The 20,483-nt window shown below is 61.0% G+C and carries 19 protein-coding genes; 4 read left to right on the forward strand and 15 right to left on the reverse strand.

Annotated elements, in window-relative coordinates:
• Window positions 1-7 precede the first annotated feature (7 nt).
• The 8 genes from B2G88_RS05725 to B2G88_RS05755 all read right to left on the reverse strand — a co-directional run bounded on the left by B2G88_RS05725 (window position 8) and on the right by B2G88_RS05755 (window position 9,103).
• Window positions 8-325, reverse strand: coding sequence for a hypothetical protein (locus tag B2G88_RS05725; RefSeq protein ID WP_054863359.1), 318 nt, complete (start codon window positions 323-325; stop codon window positions 8-10).
• Window positions 322-1,737, reverse strand: a complete 1,416-nt coding sequence (gene nrfD / locus B2G88_RS05730) for an NrfD/PsrC family molybdoenzyme membrane anchor subunit (protein WP_087714211.1) — start codon at window positions 1,735-1,737, stop codon at window positions 322-324. The genes B2G88_RS05725 and nrfD overlap by 4 nt, the downstream gene beginning before the upstream one ends.
• Window positions 1,734-3,362 (reverse strand): 4Fe-4S ferredoxin N-terminal domain-containing protein, encoded by a 1,629-nt coding sequence (locus B2G88_RS05735; RefSeq protein WP_054863360.1) that lies wholly within the window; start codon window positions 3,360-3,362, stop codon window positions 1,734-1,736. Before B2G88_RS05735 ends, nrfD begins: the two co-directional genes overlap by 4 nt.
• A 249-nt stretch (window positions 3,363-3,611) precedes the next feature.
• Window positions 3,612-4,286, reverse strand: coding sequence for a helix-turn-helix domain-containing protein (locus tag B2G88_RS05740; protein WP_087714212.1), 675 nt, complete (start codon window positions 4,284-4,286; stop codon window positions 3,612-3,614).
• 103 nt (window positions 4,287-4,389) lie between these two features.
• Entirely contained in the window at window positions 4,390-5,307 is a 918-nt protein-coding gene (locus tag B2G88_RS05745; protein WP_087714213.1) for an alpha/beta fold hydrolase, read from the reverse strand.
• 80 nt (window positions 5,308-5,387) lie between these two features.
• Window positions 5,388-5,519, reverse strand: coding sequence for a hypothetical protein (locus B2G88_RS20060; protein ID WP_281253842.1), 132 nt, complete (start codon window positions 5,517-5,519; stop codon window positions 5,388-5,390).
• Between the two features lie 188 nt (window positions 5,520-5,707).
• Window positions 5,708-6,694, reverse strand: coding sequence for a transcription initiation factor IIB (locus tag B2G88_RS05750; protein ID WP_054863362.1), 987 nt, complete (start codon window positions 6,692-6,694; stop codon window positions 5,708-5,710).
• A gap of 180 nt (window positions 6,695-6,874) precedes the next feature.
• Window positions 6,875-9,103 carry a glycoside hydrolase family 9 protein gene (locus B2G88_RS05755; protein ID WP_176393182.1) on the reverse strand — a complete coding sequence of 743 codons (2,229 nt, stop codon included), beginning with the start codon at window positions 9,101-9,103 and terminating at the stop codon, window positions 6,875-6,877.
• 133 nt (window positions 9,104-9,236) lie between these two features.
• Here B2G88_RS05755 and B2G88_RS05760 point away from each other — a divergent pair, with 133 nt between their 5' ends.
• Complete coding sequence (locus B2G88_RS05760; RefSeq protein ID WP_245835301.1) at window positions 9,237-9,905, forward strand: pyridoxamine 5'-phosphate oxidase family protein; 669 nt, start codon at window positions 9,237-9,239, stop codon at window positions 9,903-9,905.
• A gap of 98 nt (window positions 9,906-10,003) precedes the next feature.
• Here the strand turns inward: B2G88_RS05760 and B2G88_RS05765 are convergent, their stop codons facing one another.
• Both B2G88_RS05765 and B2G88_RS05770 read right to left on the reverse strand, forming a co-directional pair.
• Entirely contained in the window at window positions 10,004-11,725 is a 1,722-nt protein-coding gene (locus B2G88_RS05765) for an endo-1,4-beta-xylanase (protein WP_087714215.1), read from the reverse strand.
• Between the two features lie 251 nt (window positions 11,726-11,976).
• Window positions 11,977-13,254 carry a PKD domain-containing protein gene (locus B2G88_RS05770; protein ID WP_087714216.1) on the reverse strand — a complete coding sequence of 426 codons (1,278 nt, stop codon included), beginning with the start codon at window positions 13,252-13,254 and terminating at the stop codon, window positions 11,977-11,979.
• Window positions 13,255-13,514: 260 nt separating this feature from the next.
• Between B2G88_RS05770 and gatC the strand changes: the two genes are divergently transcribed.
• The 3 genes from gatC (at window position 13,515) to B2G88_RS05785 (ending at window position 15,577) form a co-directional block, all read left to right on the forward strand.
• Entirely contained in the window at window positions 13,515-13,799 is a 285-nt protein-coding gene (gene gatC, locus B2G88_RS05775; RefSeq protein ID WP_054863368.1) for an Asp-tRNA(Asn)/Glu-tRNA(Gln) amidotransferase subunit GatC, read from the forward strand.
• 1 nt (window position 13,800) lies between these two features.
• Window positions 13,801-15,072, forward strand: a complete 1,272-nt coding sequence (gene gatA / locus B2G88_RS05780; RefSeq protein WP_087714217.1) for an Asp-tRNA(Asn)/Glu-tRNA(Gln) amidotransferase subunit GatA — start codon at window positions 13,801-13,803, stop codon at window positions 15,070-15,072.
• An 85-nt stretch (window positions 15,073-15,157) separates the two neighbouring features.
• Window positions 15,158-15,577 carry a hypothetical protein gene (locus B2G88_RS05785; protein WP_054863369.1) on the forward strand — a complete coding sequence of 140 codons (420 nt, stop codon included), beginning with the start codon at window positions 15,158-15,160 and terminating at the stop codon, window positions 15,575-15,577.
• 31 nt (window positions 15,578-15,608) lie between these two features.
• On the opposite strand, the gene B2G88_RS05790 is transcribed toward B2G88_RS05785, so the two are convergent.
• The 5 genes from B2G88_RS05790 to B2G88_RS05810 all read right to left on the reverse strand — a co-directional run bounded on the left by B2G88_RS05790 (window position 15,609) and on the right by B2G88_RS05810 (window position 20,474).
• Window positions 15,609-15,959, reverse strand: a complete 351-nt coding sequence (locus B2G88_RS05790; protein ID WP_054863373.1) for a helix-turn-helix transcriptional regulator — start codon at window positions 15,957-15,959, stop codon at window positions 15,609-15,611.
• A gap of 114 nt (window positions 15,960-16,073) precedes the next feature.
• The gene (locus B2G88_RS05795) at window positions 16,074-16,823 is read right to left on the reverse strand and encodes an NRDE family protein (RefSeq protein WP_054863370.1); all 750 of its coding nucleotides are present in this window, start codon (window positions 16,821-16,823) and stop codon (window positions 16,074-16,076) included.
• Window positions 16,824-16,882: 59 nt separating this feature from the next.
• Window positions 16,883-18,448 carry a class I adenylate-forming enzyme family protein gene (locus B2G88_RS05800; RefSeq protein WP_087714218.1) on the reverse strand — a complete coding sequence of 522 codons (1,566 nt, stop codon included), beginning with the start codon at window positions 18,446-18,448 and terminating at the stop codon, window positions 16,883-16,885.
• Window positions 18,445-19,542: an o-succinylbenzoate synthase gene (gene menC / locus B2G88_RS05805; RefSeq protein WP_054863371.1), complete on the reverse strand. Its 1,098-nt coding sequence runs from the start codon at window positions 19,540-19,542 to the stop codon at window positions 18,445-18,447. Before menC ends, B2G88_RS05800 begins: the two co-directional genes overlap by 4 nt.
• Window positions 19,539-20,474, reverse strand: a complete 936-nt coding sequence (locus B2G88_RS05810; RefSeq protein WP_087714219.1) for a 1,4-dihydroxy-2-naphthoate polyprenyltransferase — start codon at window positions 20,472-20,474, stop codon at window positions 19,539-19,541. Before B2G88_RS05810 ends, menC begins: the two co-directional genes overlap by 4 nt.
• Between the last annotated feature and the right edge of the window lie 9 nt (window positions 20,475-20,483).

Here is a 20,483-nt window from a genome sequence, read left to right on the forward strand (position 1 = left end):
GGGCGGTTTATGGACCGGGCGAGCCGATTGGTTCCGGTGCGCCGCCGAAGAAGACGATGCCGATGAGCACCGTCAGGAAGAACATCGGAACCCACATCCCCGCCGTAATGCCGACGAGGTAGACGACGCCCATGCCGCCGGTTTTCGTATCACGGGGTGCGCCAGCAAACCATGCGGCGATCATGACGTAGATCGGCACGAGGACGACACCGAAGATGATCCAGGTCCCGATATTGGGGAACCCAGTCAGTCCCTCGGTCCCGTCGTAGCCGTGATAGAGCAGTTCTGGCGAGATCGATGCGAGTGCAGCGATGAGTGAGTTCATGCGTTCACCTCCTGTTCAGTTGCTTTGTCGTGGGTTGAGTCGTGATCGTGTTCGTCTCCGTGTCCGTGGTCTCCGCGAAGGTGTTCAACGGCGTGGAGTTCCACGACGGGAACAACTCGCGAGAGCGTAAGGAAGAACAGCGTCACCATCCCAATTGTTCCTGCGAGCGACAGCCACTCGATTACACTCGGGAAGTACTCACCAGGGGTTGCCGCGTAGATTTCGAACTCAGGGTGCAGGAAGCCTTCGATGACGAAGATCAGCTTCTCGAGGAAGGTGCCGGTAAGGACCGCCACTGCGGCGACGATTGCTCGTCCCTTCGTAAACAGCGATGGCCGAATCGTCTGTGCGAAGATGTACACGAGCGTCAGGAGGACAAGCCCCATCGCGGAGAGGTACATCCAGTGGCCAATCGTTGCCTCTTGTGCGACTTCCGTGCTGACGGGTGCAGCGAAGAGACCGGTAACGTTCTGCTGGAGCTGCAACCAGAGGAACAGCAGGCAGAAAAAGCCGAGCCAGAGGAGCAGGCCACGGAAGACGTCATCCGTCATGATGTGGTCCCAGTCGTAGGCGCGGCGGAACGCGTAGGCAACGATGATCACGCCACTGATCGCCGAAGTGAGTGCAATCGTGAGGAATTGTGGTCCCTGCACGGCACCGAACCAGGCTGGCATGCCTGGCAGGACGGCGAACAGCCACGGAATCACTCCGCCGTGAAGTAGGAGTGGTGCCATGATGATGATCGCCAGCGCGAGCCACCAGACCATCCGCTCGACGATTTGATCTTCTTTCTCGGAGTAGCCGATGGTCATGGTCTTGTAGATCGGCTCGTAGACGTTCGGCAGCTGTCGGCCAGCAACCGTTGGTCCAGAAGTCGGCAGCTGATCACGCAGGCGCGTGACGTCATACCGGAGCGTGAGTCCGAGATACGTTGCGGTCAGGACGAAGTACGCCGTAATGACCGTCACGTCCCATACCAGCGGCGAGTTATTGATCGTAATGTGATAGTGGCCGATAACGCTCGTGACCATCCGGTCCGGACGACCCATGTGGACAATCACGTAGAAGCCAGCCGCAGAAAGGCCGGCAAGCGTCAGCATCTCGGCGAGGCGGGCAACCGGCATGTACCGATCCATCCCGAGCAGTCGGACTGCGGCAGAAAGGATAATCCCGCCGTGAGCGATCCCGACCCACCAGATGAACGCCCCGATGTACAGCCCCCAGGTGGCACCGCCGCCGGTCCCCCAGTCGGAGAGCCCGGTGACGATCATCCCCTGTTGAAGCTGGTACGCCCAGGCGACGAGAAACGCGCCAAACGCCAACGCGGAGACTCCCGCGAGCAGGAAATACTTCTTCGTAAACAGGTTAACTGGCCGGAGGATGTCCTCCTCGGATGGCGTCTTCGTGCTCATAGGGACACCCCAGCGTCACCAACGGTGCCCTCGTCGAGCACCTCCTTGCGGTTGTCGGTCAAACTGTCCCAGCCATCATACGAGACTGGCCCTTCAACCTGCTCAGCGTTCGGTCCGGGTTGCTTCCCGATGTACGCGATGTTCGGGTTCGTTCCCATGTCCTCAAGCAATTTGAACATCGACCGAGGGTTACCGGCGAAGTTGCGGAGGCGGGATTCAGCATCGCTCTCCTCACCATCGCCAAGTCGAAGCTCGTCCAGCACATCTTCGTCCTCGAGATCAACGTACTCCTCAAGCGTTGCAACGGATTCGAGAACCTCCTGTTCCTGTTCGAGGATCGTCGTGTTCTCCTCGTCGCTGGGACCGAGGTCCTCGGTCGTAATCTCGATCGCTTTCATGATAGCGACCACATCAGACTCGATTTCGAGCGCTTCAAGCGCGTCCTCGAGATCGGTGTCGCCGTCGAGTTCCTCGTCGATCTCGTCTGGTGACGGCATGTTGTGGTGGACATCAATGATCGAGCGACTCTTGTTCGGGTTCTCGCGGTGCTGGTATGCATCGCTTCGCTCGTCGTTGACGTTTCCAAACTGGATTGCGTCCGGTGGACAGGCGTCCTCACAAGCCGTGGTTCCGACCATCTCGTCGCCCATCATGCCGTCCTGTCGAGTTGGACACATCGTACACTTGCTCATGACGCCCCGTGGGGCTCGAGCGTCGACCCAGCGACCACGCTCGTCGGTCATGTGGTCGCCTTCCTCGCCGGGCTCGACATCCATCTGAGCCGCGATCTCGTCCGTCGAGACATCTGGTTCGCCCCACTGGAAGTAGTTAACGCCGTAGGGGCAGGCAACCTGGCAGTATCGGCAGCCAATACACACGTCGTAGTCCGTGAGAACGAGACCGTCCTTGTCGCGGGTGTGTCGTGCTGTAGTTGGACACACCTTCTCACACGGTGCATCAGTACAGTGCTGACACGGACGGACAAGCATGTCGAACCCGTCCGCTCCACCGCGAACGTCGGGTGCTGGTGAGCCACCAGAGCTAAGCTCGTCCTCGAACGCGAGGACGTACATCCAGTTGACACCCTGATCGAGGTCGTTCTCCTGCGTACAGGCGTCAACACAGGTAAGACAACCGTCACAGCGCTCGAGGTCGATTGTCATCCCCCACTGGAGATCGTTCTCGCCTCCAGTGTCAGCAGCTTCATCGTCGTCTTCTTGCGCAGCTCCGAGACTGGCTTGGGGGCCGTCGTCGGCCGTGCCCCAGGCACCGAGGCCAACGGCTGCCGCACCGGCCCCCATCTTCTTCATCGTATCGCGACGGCTCTCCGTGGAGTCACCATCGCCGAAGCTTTTCAGCATCCCAGCGACACCACCGGCGGTCTTTTGGGCCTCTTCGTGGGCTTCTTTCGTTGGTCGTTCGTCCTCACCGAACTCCTCCATCACGTCGTCGTGATATTTCTCGTGGAATTCGGCTTCAGAGAGTTCGCCCTTGGTGACGCGGAACGCGTCTTGGGCCATTTGCATACCGAGGTCCGTATCGTACTCGGTATCGTCGAGCATCGTCTCGAGGTCGTCTTCCCACTCGCTTCCGAGTGGGTGGAATGATTCATCGTCCGTACTCATCTGGGTAAAACACCTCTGTACACAGCGTTTTCGTAGACCAGTAACTTTCTGGGGTGTACTTTAATATGTCCATCTATCCCGTCTCACTATCGCGCACTCACGCCTGTGTCTAATTGTACTACACTCCCAGTTTCCAATTCATGAGAATCGAGGCGAACATATTCGCACATATATTAGTGGCTGCGGTAGCGGCGCTACAGTCCACGAAAACAGCAACCTATGCGCTCTGGAACACTCGGGGAGGCCCGCTCAGTTCGCTGCAAGTTGGTCAGCGAGCGATGCTTCCGCATCGAAGCCGGGCAGTTCCTTGACGAACCGCTTGACAATCGCCTCCTCCGCACGATGCAGTGTCTCGCTGCAGGTCGATTTCGCGATTCCGAGGTGGCCCGCGAGTTCGGTGAGCGAGCATCGACGCGGCGTGTCGTAGTAGCCCTGATCGACAGCCGTCGCGATAACCTCGAGTTGGCGTTCCGACAGCAGTTGACTCTGATGAAGTCGTTCGCTGACGTTGTCGATGCGATAAGAGAGCCCGAAATACTCGAGTTGCTCGGCGAGGTCAGCAAGGCGGTCCCGCGAGCCGGTGACCTCGACCGTCGCCTCGCCGTCGACGATTTCCATGGGGAGTTCAATCGGAATGCCCGACTCCTGTGAGGAAAACAGCAACAGCGGAGCCGTCGTCTCGAAGTGAACCGTCGCTTCGTGTTCGCTTCGCTGTGCAACTGTCAGTTCCGTAATCTGATCGTGGTCCCGCGTCGCCTCGAGTACGTCGGTGACGTCCGCGCCGGCGATTCGAACGAGTGCAAACCCCGAGTCCGCGCCAGGAACGGCCGCCAGGACGCGAAACGTCATTTCGGGATGGGCCGTCGACAGCTGCTGAATCCAGAGCTGCTCGGGCATCGTCAGTGTGAGTGTTGCCTGAGCCATGGGAGTGAGTTCTAGTGGTCCCTATGCATAGCAGGCGGGAATATATTCGCCGTTGTTCCTACCGGCTGGGAATCGCCCGACGCAGAGTGAGTGCGTCAGACTGTCATGTGTGGGTCGCGTCTCCCGCAGCAGCATGCTCGAGTAACAACTCAGTCACGCGCTCGGGGTGTTCGTGCTGGACCCAGTGACTCGTTCCCTCGAGGAGTTCGAGTCGGCGCTCCTCTCGAGGGCAGTACTCGTAGCTGTCGAGGGCGAGTTCGGTCCCAAGCGCGACGTCATCGGTGCCCCAGATAACAAGCGTCGGGGCGTCAATCTGCTCTCGCGGCGGGTTTGGCGGGTATCTGGCGCTTGCACGATACCAGTTCAGCATGCCCGAGAGCGCACCGGGGACGCTCCAAGCGCGACGATATCGCTCGAGATCGTCGTCGGTGAACGTTCCCGGCGCGGCGGTGTCTCGGAGCGCGCGCTCGAGGAGTCGAAAGTCGTCGTACCGACAGAGTCGCTCGGGGAGCCAGGGTACCTGAATGCAGTAGGCGTACCAACTGCGCCGAATCTGGGCGGGATTCGAGAGCAGATGCTGGCGGAACGCCGTCGGGTGCGGTGCGTTGGCAATCGTAAGTCGGTTGACGTACTCGGGATACCGAAGCGCGAGGTCCCAGGCAACCATGCCGCCCCAATCATGGCCGACGACATGAGCACTCCCAGTGCCCTCAGACTCGATTAGCCCCGCGATATCGGCCGCGAGTTGGGGCTGGCGGTACGCGCGAACGCCGCGTGGCTTCTCGCTTCGATTATAACCTCGCTGATCGGGCACGAGCACGCGATAGCCCGACTCGACGAGCGGTGCAATCTGTCGTCGCCACGCGCCCCAGTACTCCGGAAAGCCGTGTAAAAAGACAACGAGCGGATCGGCCGGGTCGCCCGCGACGACCGTATGGAGTTCGATTCCGTTGATCGTCCGAAACTCCGTCGTCAGTTCGGTGCTCGAGTCGCTATCCTCGAGTGCCAGCGGGGAAGCCATACCGACCCTTCGATGAGGATCACAATAAGTGTCAGCCATCCCATGGAATGCACTCGAGGCCACACGAGTCGACGGACAGCCTACGTCCACACCTGCAGACAGTCCGTCGAACAAAAGTGCAGGTCAATCTGGTCATCGCTGCGCTCGAGGTGGGTCGTCAGCGTGTATGCGATCTCCGATGTTGACTCGCAGTTGTCGCATTCACCGTTCATACTCGACCAGTATCGAATTGAGACCTTCAGTATAGAGTGGCTAAACGATACTAACGAGAGATTGTGAACACGGACGCTAATTAAATTCTCCATTTCCAAGGCGAAGGTAACCCTGATTTGGACCTTCCGCGGTAGTGTGGGCCACGTCACCTGCAGACGGCCACGGTTGCACCAGCAGCGGCGCGCAGTCAGACCGGCGCGGCTTCTTCGGCCTCGAGCAGTTCGTGATACCGATTTCGGATGGTGACTTCGGAGATGCTCGCGACCTCGCTGACGTCGTTCTGGGTGACTTTTTCGTTCGTGAGCAACGCGGCGGCGTAGACCGCAGCAGCCGCGAGGCCGACCGGCGACTTGCCACTGTGGATACCCTCGTCTTTGGCCGTCTTGAGCAACTGGCGGGCGCGGCGTTCGGTCTCGTCGGGCAGGTCCAGATCGCTCGCAAAACGGGGCACGTAGCTCTCCGGGTCGGCAGGCTGGACCTCGAGACCGAGTTCGCGGATGACATACCGATACGTCCGAGCGATTTCGTCTTTCTCGACGCGAGAGACCGCCGTGAGTTCGTCGAGACTGCGCGGGGTTCCGGCCTGGCGCGCGGAGGCGTACAGCGAGGCAGTTGCGACGCCTTCGATGGAGCGACCCGGGAGAAGGTCCTCCTCGAGTGCGCGCCGATAGATGACACTCGCAGTCTCGCGGACGTTCTCTGGCAGCCCAAGCGCACTCGCCATGCGGTCGATTTCGCCGAGTGCCTGTTTCAGGTTGCGCTCCTTGCTATCGCGAGTGCGGAAGCGCTCGTTCCAGGTACGCAGCCGTTGCATCTTCTGGCGCTGGCGACTCGAGAGGGATTTGCCGTAGGCGTCTTTGTCCTGCCAGCCGATGTTCGTCGAGAGGCCCTGATCGTGCATCATGTTCGTCGTCGGGGCACCGACGCGGCTCTTCTTGTCTTTCTCTGCGGAGTCGAATGCGCGCCACTCTGGCCCGCGGTCGATCTCACCTTCGTCGACGACCAGCCCACAGTCATCACACACTGTCTCGGCGTGTTCGGCGTCCGAAACGAGACGACCGCCACACTCCGGACACTGTTCTCGCTCGCTTGCCTGCTTGTTGGACTCCCGCTCCTGTTCTTGGTCGGTGTGGCGCCGCTCGTCGCTACGGGTTTGGATTGTGGAGTCAGTCATTGTGTTGAAACCGTCAAATCGCAGTGAAAACGCTATGCAGTGCTCACCAATAACGGCCGAAACGTACTTAAATGCTGTGGTTTCTAGTTGGCTCGTAGACATGAATATAAGCGGGCAACTCGAATTCGCTCGAGTCACACCAATCGAGAACCGAATGCACTCGAACGTGTCGCTGCGAGCTTAGATTCGGTTGAGCATTTCCACGATATCCGCGAATCCGACCTCGCCGTCTCCAGCGAAGTCAAACGCCTCTGGGTTGTTCTGGATGTTTTCGTCCTCGAGATTTTCGAAGAAGGCCGTCACGTCGTCGTGGGTGGTCTCGCCATCACCAGTGAAGTCGTTGTGTAGACCGTCGCTCGTGGTGTCTTCGGTGTTGTACTCGCCGACCTGAATGCTATCACCCGTTTCGACTGGGTCGGGTTCGGGCGTCTCGTCAATGGTGCCGACAACTTCGGCCAGCAGCATGAACAGCGGCGCAGTGTAGTTGATCGCCCACTCATTCGTGGCATAGGAGTCGTGAATGTCCGCATACGCCAGCAGCGGTCCCTGGTCGAACGCGCCCGGCGAGTCGACACCGAGGTGCTCGAGCGTCTCGTCGTCTTCGACACCGTCGCCGAGGTGTGGGCCGCCGACGAGCATGCCCGGAATCGGCTCGTCCATCTCTTGGCTCTGGACGATGCGGTCGTGTGGGTTCTGCGTCGAGCGCTCGCCGTGGCCGGTGACGAACGAGTACCCCGTCGGACTGCGCCCGAGGACGTGATGGAGTGGCTCCGTTATCACGTCGGCTTCCGGCTGATCTGCGATCCACTCGTTGCCGATTTCCTCGTGCATCTCGACGGCCCAGATACCCTGGAGCGCCCTCGAGAGGCCAGATTTCGTCCAGCCCCAGTAGAGGCCGTAGACGCCGGTCGTCCACGCGTCGAACTCGTTGGCGGCCGGATCGTCGAGGTATCGTTGTGTCGCCCAGTACGCGCCATTGAGTCCAGCAGCGGCCGTCTCTGTATCCTCGTGGCTGGTGCCAGCGAGATCGCCGTCGGCCCAGAAGTACGCGTAGTGGCCGAGGCCAACTGGGTTGTTCCAGTCGATTGGCGCTTCTTCGTCCGAGGGCAGGTCATCGACCTCTCCCTCGAAGCTGTCGAAGCCAAGGTCAGTGTTCTGAATCCACTGATCGTAGCTGTCATCCCCGGTCGTCCGCAACAACTCGGCGGCCGCCCAGAATCGATCCGGTTCATCGAACCCATCGCGGCCGTAGGCACCCGACCCTTCGTCCTGATTTGCCGATTCCTCCCAGACAAGGTCCGGGTTGGCCTCGAGCCAGGCCCAGGCGTCCTCGGCATGCTCGAGCATCGATTGGGCGAAATCGGGGTCGTGGTCCTCGTAGACGCGGGCGGCCATCGCAAAGGCCGCACAGGCGTGGGCCGTGCCGGCCGAGGAGGTGCCGAAAACGTACCGATCCATATCGTCGTCTTCGGGTGCGACGTCCATGCCCGGGAAGCTCTCGTTGCCCGCGAGTTTGTAGAACAGCGACCCGTTTGGCCGCTGCATCTGCGTCAAAAAGCGCAGGCCCTCCTTGCACTCGACGAGTACGTCCGGCATGTCGCCGAGTTCCGGATCATCAACGAGATGGTCGATGTGGAACTGGCCGGCGTGGAACGACTCGGGGTTGCGCTCGTAGGCAAGCATGAGTTGCGCAACGGTAACCCCCGTCGGGTTGACGTACTTGCCGTAGTCGCCCGCATCGTACCAGCCGTTGGTAATGCTGATCGTGTCGCCGGCCTCGTAGTCCTCGAGCCAGTCGCCGAGTGGTTCGGCAATGATGGCTTCCTCGTCCTGTTCGTGGCCGGGTCCCATCTCGAGGCCGGTGTAGGGGTCCTCGATACGGGTGCTCGAGCGCTTGAGCGTATAGAGGCGACCGACGTCCCGAAGCACTGGTGCGTACAGTTCGCTCGCGTCATCGATTTCGAACGAATAGGACTCCTCGTCCCCGACGACGACCCGATACTCGCCCGGCTCGTCGAACTCGGTGAAATTGGCGTACTTGAGGTCGTGGTCCGTGCCGAACTCGTCAGTCACTGCGTCGTCGCCATCCCAGGGAGAGGCTGCATCTGGCCCCTCACCGAGGGTTTCGTCCATGAGGTCGCCCTCATAGACCGCCTCGCCGCTGTCGGCATCGACGAGCGAAAACGTCGAGACGCCGTCGACATCCATCGCCTGGGACGTGATAATCGCTCGTTTGAGTCCCTCGAGTGGATACCCAACTTGATTGACGCGCACGCCACGGTACTCGTCGTCGTGGGCCGCCATCCCCGTTCCGGTCATTGCCCCACCAAGAAGCGAAGCGGTTGCGAGTCCGCCCATTGCTTGCAAGACGCGTCGACGCTCCATCGCCGTATGTTGCTGTTGGCTCATACGTGAAATTATGTCGCGACAGACCATGATAAAAGTTCCCTATAGTGTTAGTTAATTTTTATATCACTATATCAGAATGAATAGGATAGTATCCGTGAAAATGGTAACAGTATGTAGGACCGAGTTTATTTGTATGGGCAGGGAGTCAAAATTATTGGGATTTATTCAAGAGTATTCACACGAATTTACTACAAAGTGGGAATTCCCCTATACGCTACGTTTGGCTCTCCACAAGAATCAGATGATGACTGTTGAGGAAATGAGCCGGGAGGAAATAGAGTCATTTCTCTGTGACGTGAATGCTGGGGTATTATCGCTCACTGACGGAGCAGAAACCTATGCCATACCAGAGTCATTTGGATACGATGGAGACGCACTCTACTTCCAATTCGTCTATACCGAAGAGAGTCATAAAATGAAAGTAGTAGAAACGACCGATATAGCAACGCTTACTGCATTTACTGAAACACCCACGAAGAGCGTCATTGTTCGTGGAGACCTCGAAATGATTCCAGAGGCTGAAAACAGCTGTGCGACAAGTGCACTTACAAGGAACGCGACACCCCCGCTGTTAAATGTCTATCCCAAAACGCCTTCTGAGAATCTCTCATTCAAGTTCTATCGCTTGAATATAGCTACGATGTCTGGAAGGAAATTTGGGGAGTCAGTAGTTAGTCCATTAGAAGGACTACCAGACAGAGGTCGGAAGCACCTCGAGAACGCATTAGACGCTAGTGATCCATCCGAAAAAGATAATCATATCCGACAAGTCCTACAGGCGTATTCATCATTTCCAGAATAGCGCATGCTTGGGAATGGTAAGTAGAGAAGAGAGTATACCGTTAGATTGGAAATTTAAAATTATTCAGCAACAACAAGAGAGCATGGCTGAACGCACTATCAGATCGTCCGCAACAGCGCAAGAGCGTCCCTGAACCCAACATCTCCGGTTTCAGCAAAGTCGAACAGTTGCGGATTCTCCTGAATCGTATCGCCGTCGATATGCTCGAAGAAAACGGCAACGTCGTCGTGGGTGCTCTGCCCATCACCGGTGATATCGTTGGCTAACCCGTCGCCTGTCGTATCCTGTGGTTCGTAGCCGCCAACCGAGATCTCCTCACTATCATCGGAGACCGTGACAACGACTTCCGTTGTACCGTCTGATTCTGTCACCGAAACCGTTTCCGTCACGGTCGTCTCGTCCACCGTCACCGTGACCTCGTGTGTCCCCAGAAACGCCTGCGTCTCGTAGCGCCCGCTCGAGTCGGTCGCACCCGATTCGTCGGTCCACCACTGCTCGAAGACGAGGTCCGTGTAGGCGTCGTAGCCAGGTTTCGGCTCCCAGTCCTCGTAGAACAAGGGTGCATCGGCCTCGTGGCCGTCGAAGTTCTCGCCCCAGTGATCGCCGTCCCAGAGCCCCCACAGCACGAACTGCTCGACCGCCGGGTGACTGTAGACCGTTGTGAGAAACTGAGACAGGAACTCGCCTTTCGCCTCGTCGCTCTCCCACTCGACGCCCTGTAACTCCTGAAACGTGTCGAACTCGGTAATTCGCAGGCCGACATCGTACTCCACGAACTCGTCGAGAATCGAATACACTGCCTCCGGCTCGAGCGTCTCCGCCGCGTCGAAGTGACACTGAAAGCCAATGCCGTCGAGGTCGATGCCTTCCTCGAGCAGGAACTGAATCTGGTCGTGATACGCCGCCTGCGTGTCCGCGTAGTCGCCCTCGAGCGTGTTGTAGTCATTGACGGCGATACCAACACCCTCGCGGTCGGCGATGGTTTGTGCGTGGTCGTACCACTCGGCGAGAATCGGCGCGGTAGCTGCTGCGGTCGGCTCGAGTTCCTCGTCCGGCCCCTCCTCGACCGCTGCGATCAGCGCCGTCTCGTGGAGCACCTCGTTGACGATTTCCCACTCCATGATATCGTCGCCGTAGTGCTCGATGAGATCCTCGATGTGATCGAGTGTGCGCTCGCGGACGTACTCGGGGTCGTAGTCAGGATCGTCCGCGCCGCCCTCGGGCCAGTCAACCCCCATGGCCTCGACAACGTCCGGCGGGATCGACCACGCGTTGACGTTACCCCAGAGGCAGGTATGGCCTCGGACGTCAAGGTCGTGCTCGAGCGCCCATGCCGTCGCGTCATTGGCTGGTTGGGGATTGTCATCGAAAAACCGCCACTTGTGATGGTCGCCGAGCACGACGGTATTGAATAGTTCTCGCGTGTGCTCGCGATAGGGATCGGTCTCGTCCGCCTCGAGCAACGTCGGCGCGTCGATTGCGACGCCGAATCCGAACGCGTGCTCGTCCATCTCGACGGCGACGTCGGCGTCAGCGACCCGCTCACCGGAGTCGTCTTCGACGACGACCTCGAGGTCGCCCGTTCGGTGTGTCTCGATCCGTTCGTCGGCTGCCGATTCCCAGTCATCGCTTGCCGCTTGCGCAGTCGCCGTCTCGCTCGCAGCGCCAAGCAGCGGGGTTGCCACGCCGAGTGTGGCGAGTAGCTGCATGTACGACCGTCGCTCGAGGGCCGTCTCAGTTTGATCGCGATTCGACGTGATGTCCGAACGCCGGTCCTCCGCGGCGGCGTCGGTCGTCGGCAAGTGGGTCCGATCAGTCATCAGTTCTCGTCACTGGTATCAACCCCTGTGTATTAAAATCACTAGTATGTACCTTGCAATTTACTTTACGAGGGGTCGCCGTGGCGTCGGTCAGGGTGGCCTTGCAGAGACGAGTTTCAATACACGACCCTCGAGAACGGTCATTCACTGTGAACCGACGTTTCAGCGGTGCGAGCGACATATCTGAACCGTATTACAGCACACACCGCCGGTGACTGGAACGCCTGAGTTCGGATAGCGTCGAGACGGATTTAGGAAACGGTGATTTCGACCTCGTGAGTGGTCGTCGTTCCCTCGTTGTCAGTCGCAGCTAGCGCGACCGTGTACGTCCCTGCGGAATCGTACGTGTGCTCGTTCCACCAGCCACTGGCGGTCGTCCCGTCGCCGAAGTCCCACTCGAGAGAGTCGATCCAGGTCCCAGCGCCCGTGGTATCCTCGACGGCGAACGTGATGCGGTCGCCAGCCGACGCCGACGTCGTGCTCTCGTTCATCACGGCGTTCAGGTTGTCATCATCGTCACCTGGGCTGTCGTCGTCACCGGTATCGCCGTCGTCATCATCGCCATTATCGCCGTTATCACCGTTCTCGCCATCTCCAGGCGGTGTGCCAGATCCGTCGCTCCCGCTGGTGTAGGTCGTTCCGTTGACTGTTACGTCGAGGGTATTGTAGGTGACGTCGCCCTGCGTGCCCTGCCAGTACTCGCTGCCGACTTCGATGCCGCTGACCCACAGGTCCTCACTGATACCAACGTTTTGCGTGAGATAGTCCATGATCTCTGTTAGATCGATCTGTCCCGTGGTCAGGCCGCCGCTAACGCGGAAAATATGGAAGGCTGCGTCCGTGCCGCCGCCCTCGTTGTAGACCGTCCAGTAGTCGATGGTATTGCCGAACTGGTCGGTCCAGGCGTTGTCTTCGATTGCCCCGCCGTGGCCGTGGTCGTCGCTCCAGTCGAGCACCAGCATGATCTCGTGGGTGTGGGTTTCGGTCTCCTGAGAGGGCGGTTGCTCCATCAGCCACCACTCCTCGGCGAGGTTCCACTCGCCGCCCGACACATCGAGGTCGACGTCGATGTCGAGAATCAGTTCGTCGACGTTGCCGCGCTGAATCGGGAACGAGTCGGCGCCGCTGTCGTCGCCCCACGGTTTGGTGCCGAGCAGCACCTGCGGATAGTTCGGCTCACCGCCTGCCGTCGTCCGCGTCTCCCAGTGGTAGCCGTAGCTGCCGTCCTCCGCGAGCCAGCTACACATCTCGAAGTCGTCGGCGGTCGCTCCCCAGTCGTTGTTGACCAGCAGGAAGTTGCCGTCGCCGACGGTGATCTCGCCAAACGACTCGCAGGTCTCGTCAGCGAGTTCCTGTCCCGCGGCGAGCGAACTGCCGGCGAGCAAGAACGCACCCGCGCCAGCGCTCGCCTTCAGAAAGCTGCGTCGCGATCCGGCTCCAAGACGGCCGCTCGAGGACCGTTTCTTCTGACTCTCCAGACTGTTGTTCTCCGCCGGTTCGCCGTCGGAATCAGTGGGTTTGCGTGTCATAGGTGTACTGCCCGTGCCGGACGCTCACGCGAACTCGAGTCGCGTGAATCGGTACCCGACCGTAACATCCTGTGCTAGTTACTGACGGACACGGGAAATATATTCTCCATACATAATTAAAATTTTCCCAGAATATAGTTGAAGTCAGATGAAAATTAGCGATGGAGACGAGACGCGTTTGACGTCCACCCGGACCGTGACGGCAGCACCTGCGTACCCGTATCGAAACCCTTACTCTCCGCTGGCGAGTGTGCTCGGACATGAGTGAGAGCCCGGACGAAGTCGAGCCGGACGACGTTCGCCACGTTGCAGACCTGGCTCGAGTCGATCTCGATGACGACGAGATTGACCAGTTTACGCGCCAGTTCGCGGACATTCTGGGGTACTTCGAAACCCTGGATGACGTCCCCGAAGTCGACCGCAAGGCAGACCTCGCGAACGTGATGCGACCCGACGAGGAACACGACTCCCTCGAGAAAGACGCAGCGCTCCGAAACGCAACCGAAACTGAGGACGGCTACTTCAAGGGGCCGAACGTTTCCTAACATGGCCGAGAACATCTTCATTACCGAGGAGCGAATCGAAGGCGAGAGCGACGGCCCGCTCGCGGACACGACCGTCGCCGTCAAGGACAACATCTCCACGGAGGGCGTACGCACGACCTGTGGCTCTGCCATGCTCGAGGAGTACGTCCCGCCGTATGACGCGACCGTCGTCTCGCGGCTGACAGACGCCGGCGCGACCATCGTCGGCAAGACCAACATGGACGAGTTCGGGATGGGCTCGACGACCGAAACCTCCGCGTTCGGCGAGACGGACAACCCCGCCGCACCGGGGCACGTCCCCGGCGGCTCCTCCGGTGGCTCCGCGGCCGCTGTTGCCGCCGGCGAGGCCGACGTTGCACTCGGCTCCGATACTGGTGGGTCGATCCGCTGTCCCGCCGCATTCTGTGGCGTCGTCGGCATCAAGCCAACCTACGGGCTCGTCTCGCGCTACGGCCTCGTCGCCTACGGCAACAGCTTAGAGCAGATCGGCCCCTTCGCGAACACGGTCGAAGACGCGGCATCCCTGCTCGACGTGATCGCCGGCCCCGACAACCACGACGCGACGACTCGAGCGCCGGATCTCGAGGGCGAGTCCTACGCCGACGCCGCAACGGGCGACGTCGACGGGCTCCAGATTGGTGTCCCAACGGAACTGCTCGAGGGCGCTGACGAGGGCGTCGTCGAGACCTTCTGGGAATCGATTGCCGAACTCGAGGCCCAGGGTGCGGCGTATCACGAGGTCTCCCTGCCGTCGGTCGAACACGCCGTCGAAGCCTACTACGTGATCGCGATGTCGGAAGCCTCCTCGAATCTCGCACGATTCGACGGCGTCCGCTACGGGCAGTCAGGCGGCTACGACGGCAACTGGAACGAGGCCTTCGCCAAAGCGCGCAAGGAGGGCTTCGGCGACGAGGTCAAACGCCGCATCCTCCTTGGCACGTACGCACTCTCGGCTGGCTACCACGACAAGTACTACAAAAAGGCCCAGGACGCCCGCGCGTGGGTCAAACAGGACTTCGACGAGGCACTTGCCGAGGCCGACGTGCTCGCATCGCCGACGATGCCAGTGCCACCGTTCGAACTCGGCGAAAGTCTGGACGATCCGCTCCAGATGTACCTGGCCGACGCGAACACGGTCCCGGTCAATCTCGCGGATCTGCCCGCGATTTCGGTGCCAGCGGGCGAGACTGACGGCCTCCCAGTTGGACTCCAACTCGTCGGTCCAGCCTTCGGTGAAGAGCGTCTGATTCAGGCGGCAAGTGCGCTCGAGTAAGAATCTCGCTCATTGCAACAAGGGATACACTTTTATCAGTCGTTGTGAATGACACAGCTACTGATCGAGACGCGATTCGCTGACCATGAAACATTCACACAACCATACCGTCGAGTTCGAGTTCGACGAGTTCTCCCGGGCCTGTGACCTCGTTGAAGCGTACTTCGATGAGACGATCAACGATGTCGCGCTGCATGCCCCAGTCTCGCGGCGACAACTCGTCGCCGTCCTCGCGAGAGCGCAGTTATCGGGTCGGCAAATCGAAACTGCGGGACTCACCAGGACTGGTGAGGTTGTCTACCAGTCCAATCAGGAAACACTGCTCTGGCTGGATGGCGAGTTCTGGACCGATCTTCGCGGTCGCCACCACCTGGAGCCAGACGAGAGTCGCGCCGCACGCGAAGTTCATCGCCGGATTCTCGAGGCACTCGATGGGGACGTTTCGTACTACAATCGAGAACGAGATCCGTTCGTGTTGATCGAGCAATTCGGCCAGTACGAGTAACGGACCGTCTCAAAGTGGTCGCGGCTGCGAGTTACTCTTCGTACGCGAGGTTCATAATCCACTGCGAGAAGGCGTCGCTGTTGGGATCGACTTCCTCTTCACCGATAAACGGCGAGAGCATGTCGCCGGCCATCAATAGCCGAAAGTCGAGGTCTCGAGCAGTTGGCGTGATGTGGTAGGTGTTGTGACCGCTGTAGACCGTCTCCTCGCGGTCGACAAGGTCCTTTTCGACGAGCGCTTCGACAATCCTGCTGCCCTTGCGCGAGGACACGCCCAGTTCCTTCCAGAAGTCACTCTGGTGAATGCCACCAGTGTCGCGAACGAGTTCGAGACCGGCGCGTTCGTCCTCTGAGAGTTCTGCTTCGGCCGCTGAAATGCTCACAGTGACCACCTCTCCGTGCCCGTGGCTACAGGCAAGAATGCGTCCATGTCCAACAGAGCGTTCGGGAGCCGCTTAAATGTGCCCTTCGGTGTTCCGACAGCGAGAGCGACCGCCCTAGTCGCCCTCGCGCTCGAGGCGCACGTCCTCGTAGGGGGTCTGACAGGGTGGCCCCGGTGCGAACGCGTATTCCCGGTGATCGGACCCGAGCGCGAGCAACGACGACGAGCGCGTGCCGAACCCGTCACCATGAACGCAGACGCCGTACTCGTGATTACCCAGAACAGTCCCAGCGCGCTCGAGCCAGTCCGAGACCGATTCGTCGCTATCGACGGCGAGGTCACGCCGAACCGCTCGAGCATTCGAAGCCTGCGCTCGAGCGGCCTCGGCCCGGTGCTCGGGAATCGACACGTCGTCATCGACGGCCGCGTTGACGACGACGTGGACGCCGGGTTCGAAGTCGATCCGCTCGAGGGAGCCATCCCACTGGAAGCAGTACGCGTCGGCCGCGTCGGCGACGACGAGATTGAAGCCATCGTACTCGTTTTTGACAGTCGCGTTCTCGACGACAGTTGCCGCCTCAGCGGCTGACTCGGCCTCGAGAACGTCGCCGACGAGCAGGCCGCGCGAGCGCTCACCCGCCAGTTCGGCGTCGAGCCAGCGATTCGTGATCCCGGCGAACACACTGTGTTCGTTGTAGCCGATCCAGGTACCGCCCGCTTCGGAATCCTGCGGGGCGACGATCAGCGGGTCCTCGCGGTAGACTCCCGGCGGCCGCGACTCGCGCTCGAGTGCTTCATCCCGGTTCGCTGCGACAGCGACCGGCGCGTCCTCAAACACCTGCCAGGCGAGCGTGAGTGTACACACGAGAGAAAGCAGGGGCTGGAGCGTCTTAACTCCCGTTTCAAAATCGCACGCAGGTAGTGCTACCAGTCAGTGACGTCGACGCCGTCCTCGAGCAGTCGTTCGCGAACCGCCTCGCGGTCGACGGTCCCCGACGCAGTTCGGGGCAACGAGTCGGCGACCGCGAGCGTTTTCGGCCGCTTGAATCCCGCGAGGTGGGCGTCGCAGTGGGTGAGGACTGCCTCGAGGTCGAGGTCCGATGCTGTATCCGCTGGGACGACGAGTGCCCCGACCCGTTCGCCCCACTCCGCGTCCTCGAGTCCGAGCACGGCTGCGTCCTCGAGTCCGGCAGACTCGCGCAGCGTGGCGACGACTTCGCCGGGATCGACGTTCTCGCCGCCGGTGACGATCCGGTCGCTGCGCCGGTTGAGGATCCAGAGGCGGCCACCGTCGTCTCGGTAGCCCACATCGCCGGTGTGCAGACCGTACTCGCCGAACGCCTCAGCCGTCCGGTCGGCGTCGAGATAGCCCGGCGTCACCGTCGGCCCCGAGACGACGAGTTCGCCGGGGTCGCCACTCGAGACTGGCTCGCCCCTTTCGTCGACGATAGTCACGTCGGTGGTGACGAGTGGCTGGCCGACCGTTCGTTCGTGGGTTCGAAGGTCCGCCGACGTCGCCGTCGCCACCTGCGACGCCGTCTCGGTCATTCCATACGTCGGGTACACCGGCATCCCAGCCTCGAGACAGCGCTCGAGCAACTCACTCGAGGCTGGAGCACCGCCGAGGAGGACGAATCGCAGCGAGTCAGGAACGTCCCACCTCGCCTCGAGCAGTCGCTTGCACATCGTCGGGACGAGCGAGACACCCGTGATATCGTAGTTGTCCATCACGCGCTCGCTCTCGCGGGCGTCGAACTTGCGCTGGATGACGACGGTCGTGCCGTACAGCGTTGACCGGAGAAGCGGTGCCAGCCCGCCCATGTGGTACATCGGCAGACAACACAGCCAGCGGTCGTCAGGCTCGAGGCCGAGCCGAAACGCCGAGGCCGTTGCACTGGCCACCAGATTTCCGACCGTCAGCCGAACGATCTTCGGCTCGCCCGACGTGCCCGAGGTGAACATGAGCAGTTGCGTGTCGTCCGGTTCGAGCGCGACGGGATCGAGCGCTGCCTGTTCGGTTTCTTGGTCCGTCTCGGACTCGAGCGCGTTGCGGATGGATCCAACGCTGGACGCCTCGGCATCGTCGACCGACACCACCGGAACGGAACCGTCACACTGCTCGAGACTCTCGAGGGCCGTCGACTCAGTTTCGCGCTCACAGATGAGTGCCTCGAGATCGGTGCGCTCGACTTTCGCCGCGAGTTCGGATGGCGTTTCCCGGACGTTCAGCGGAACGAGCGTGCGACCCCGTCGCATCGCAGCGAAGAGAACGGCCCCAAAGGCCGGCCGCGTATCCATGAGCACGCCGAGTCGGCCATCCGTGCCAGCACCGGCGTCCTCGAGTGCCTGTACAACTCGGTCGACGCGGCGGTCGAACTCGCGGTACGTCCACGCCCGTTCGGTGTCGGCGTCAATCATCGCGGTCCGAGTCGGCGTCGTCGCGCCTCGATGCGAGAGCAGGTCTCGAGTGGGCCACTCCGGGGGCATCATTCGTCCGCCCACACCCCATCGACGCCGAGTCCTTTCGCCTGCGGGACGACGGCAGCGCCCTTCTCGAGCAAGACGGGATCTCGTCCGAGGTCCTCGGCGAGCAACTCCGCAGTCGCGAGGCCACAAGGCGGAATATCGGGAATCGCCGCTGCGAGGTGGACAGCACCTGTCCGCGCGACGACACCGTCGATAGTCGTCGTGATAATCGGCGTAATCCCGAGTTCGGTCACCCAGGCGGCGAGCTTTCGAGCGACGTCGATGCCGCCGAGCGCCATTGGTTTGAGGACAACGGCATCAGCCGCGCCCACCTCACAGATGTTGTCTACACCGTGCTCAAGCAGCCCTTCATCGAGCGCGATATCGACGCCCGACTGTTGTGCGCGGAGATCCGCGTGGCCCTCGAGTGCACCTGCCGGAAGTGGTTGCTCGAGGACGGCGACATCGAGATCAGCAAGTGTCTCAAGTGCACGCTCGGCTTCGTCGTAGCTCCAGGCCTCGTTCGCATCGACGCGGAGGGCCATCTCCTCGCCGACGGCGGCCCGTGTTTCCCGAATACGCTCGAGATCTGCCTCGAGCGAGCGCAGTCCGACTTTGAGTTTACAACAGGAGAAGCCGCGGTCGCTGGCACGGCGTGCCGCTGCGCTGGTTGCTGCCGGCGAGCCGTCGCCAATCGTCGCGTTCACGGGTACTCTGCCGATCATCGGCCCGTTGCCGAGATAGCGATACAGCGGCGTCGATTGACGGGTTGCCTGCAGATCGGCGAGGGCGAGCGAGAGCGCGTGTCGCGCTGCAACCTGCTGGTCGACCGCCTCGAGCGCCGCGCTTGGGCCGCCTTCCTCGAGCGCTGGCTGGACGCGCTCGAGTGCTGCCTCGCAGTCGGCTTCGGACTCGGTCCAGCCCGGCAGTGGGGTTGCCTCACCGTAGCCGATGGTGCCGTCGATATCAACGAGACGGACGAGAAACCCCTCGCGAGCGTCGATTGGGCCGGCAGCCGTCTCGAGTGGCTCCTCGAGTGCGAGCGAAAACGGCTGGTAGTCGAACTCGAGTGTGTCGTCCGCACCGCGGTCCGCGTCGAGGTCGCGGTCTGAGTTCACAGGACCACCCCGAGCGCGAACAGCACGGCGTACAGCGCGAGCAGTTTGCCAGTGCCCTCGAGTGCGGGGTTGAGCGCCTCGCCATCGGTTCTGGTCAGGACGGTCCGCGTGATCACCGCAGCGTACGGCAGCGAAACGAGTGGGAGCAAGGTGGCGACGCCGTAGCCCTCGAGCCAGAACCAGAACGGCACGAGATACGCGAGTGTGAGCAAGGCGACGTACTCGAGGCGACTCCAGCGATAGCCCAGTCGAACCGCGAGCGTTCGCTTCCCGGCCTCGATATCGGTCTCCCGATCTCGGATGTTGTTCACGATGATGATACAGGTCGAGAGACCGGCGATGGAGAGGCTGGCGACGAACGCCTCGAGCGTGACGGTGCCCTCGGGAATCGTCGTGATCAGCGTCTCCGTGGGGACGACCGCCGCAGCCTGGACGTAAAACGTGCCCATGACGGCGACGATGCCGAAGAAGACGAAGACGAACAGATCGCCCAGTCCGTGATAGCCAAGCGGGTAGGGGCCGCCGGTGTAGGCCCAGCCACAGAAGACGCTGACGAGTCCGATTAGGAGAATCGGTACGCCGCCGATGTAGACGAGATAGGTCCCCGAGAGAATTGCCAGTGCGAACGTAATCATCGTCGCGAGTTTGACCTGCTCTGGGGCGATCAGGCCCGACTGGGTAACGCGGGTGAATCCCTCACGGTCGTCCGTATCCGCGCCCTTGACCGCGTCGTAGTAGTCGTTCGCGAAGTTGGTCCCGACCTGAATCAGCGCCGCACCGATAAACGCCATCAGTGCCGGAATCGGGGCGAACACCCCCTCAGCGACCGCGAGTCCGGTCCCGACGATGACGGGTGCCGCTGCCGCGGGCAACGTCTGGGGGCGTGCCGCCATCAGCCACGCCTTCGTTCGTGACGTCTCGACCTCAGTCATGACTCGAGT

This window comes from Natronolimnobius baerhuensis, from assembly GCF_002177135.1.
In the GTDB taxonomy this organism is placed as follows: Archaea; Halobacteriota; Halobacteria; order Halobacteriales; family Natrialbaceae; genus Natronolimnobius; species Natronolimnobius baerhuensis.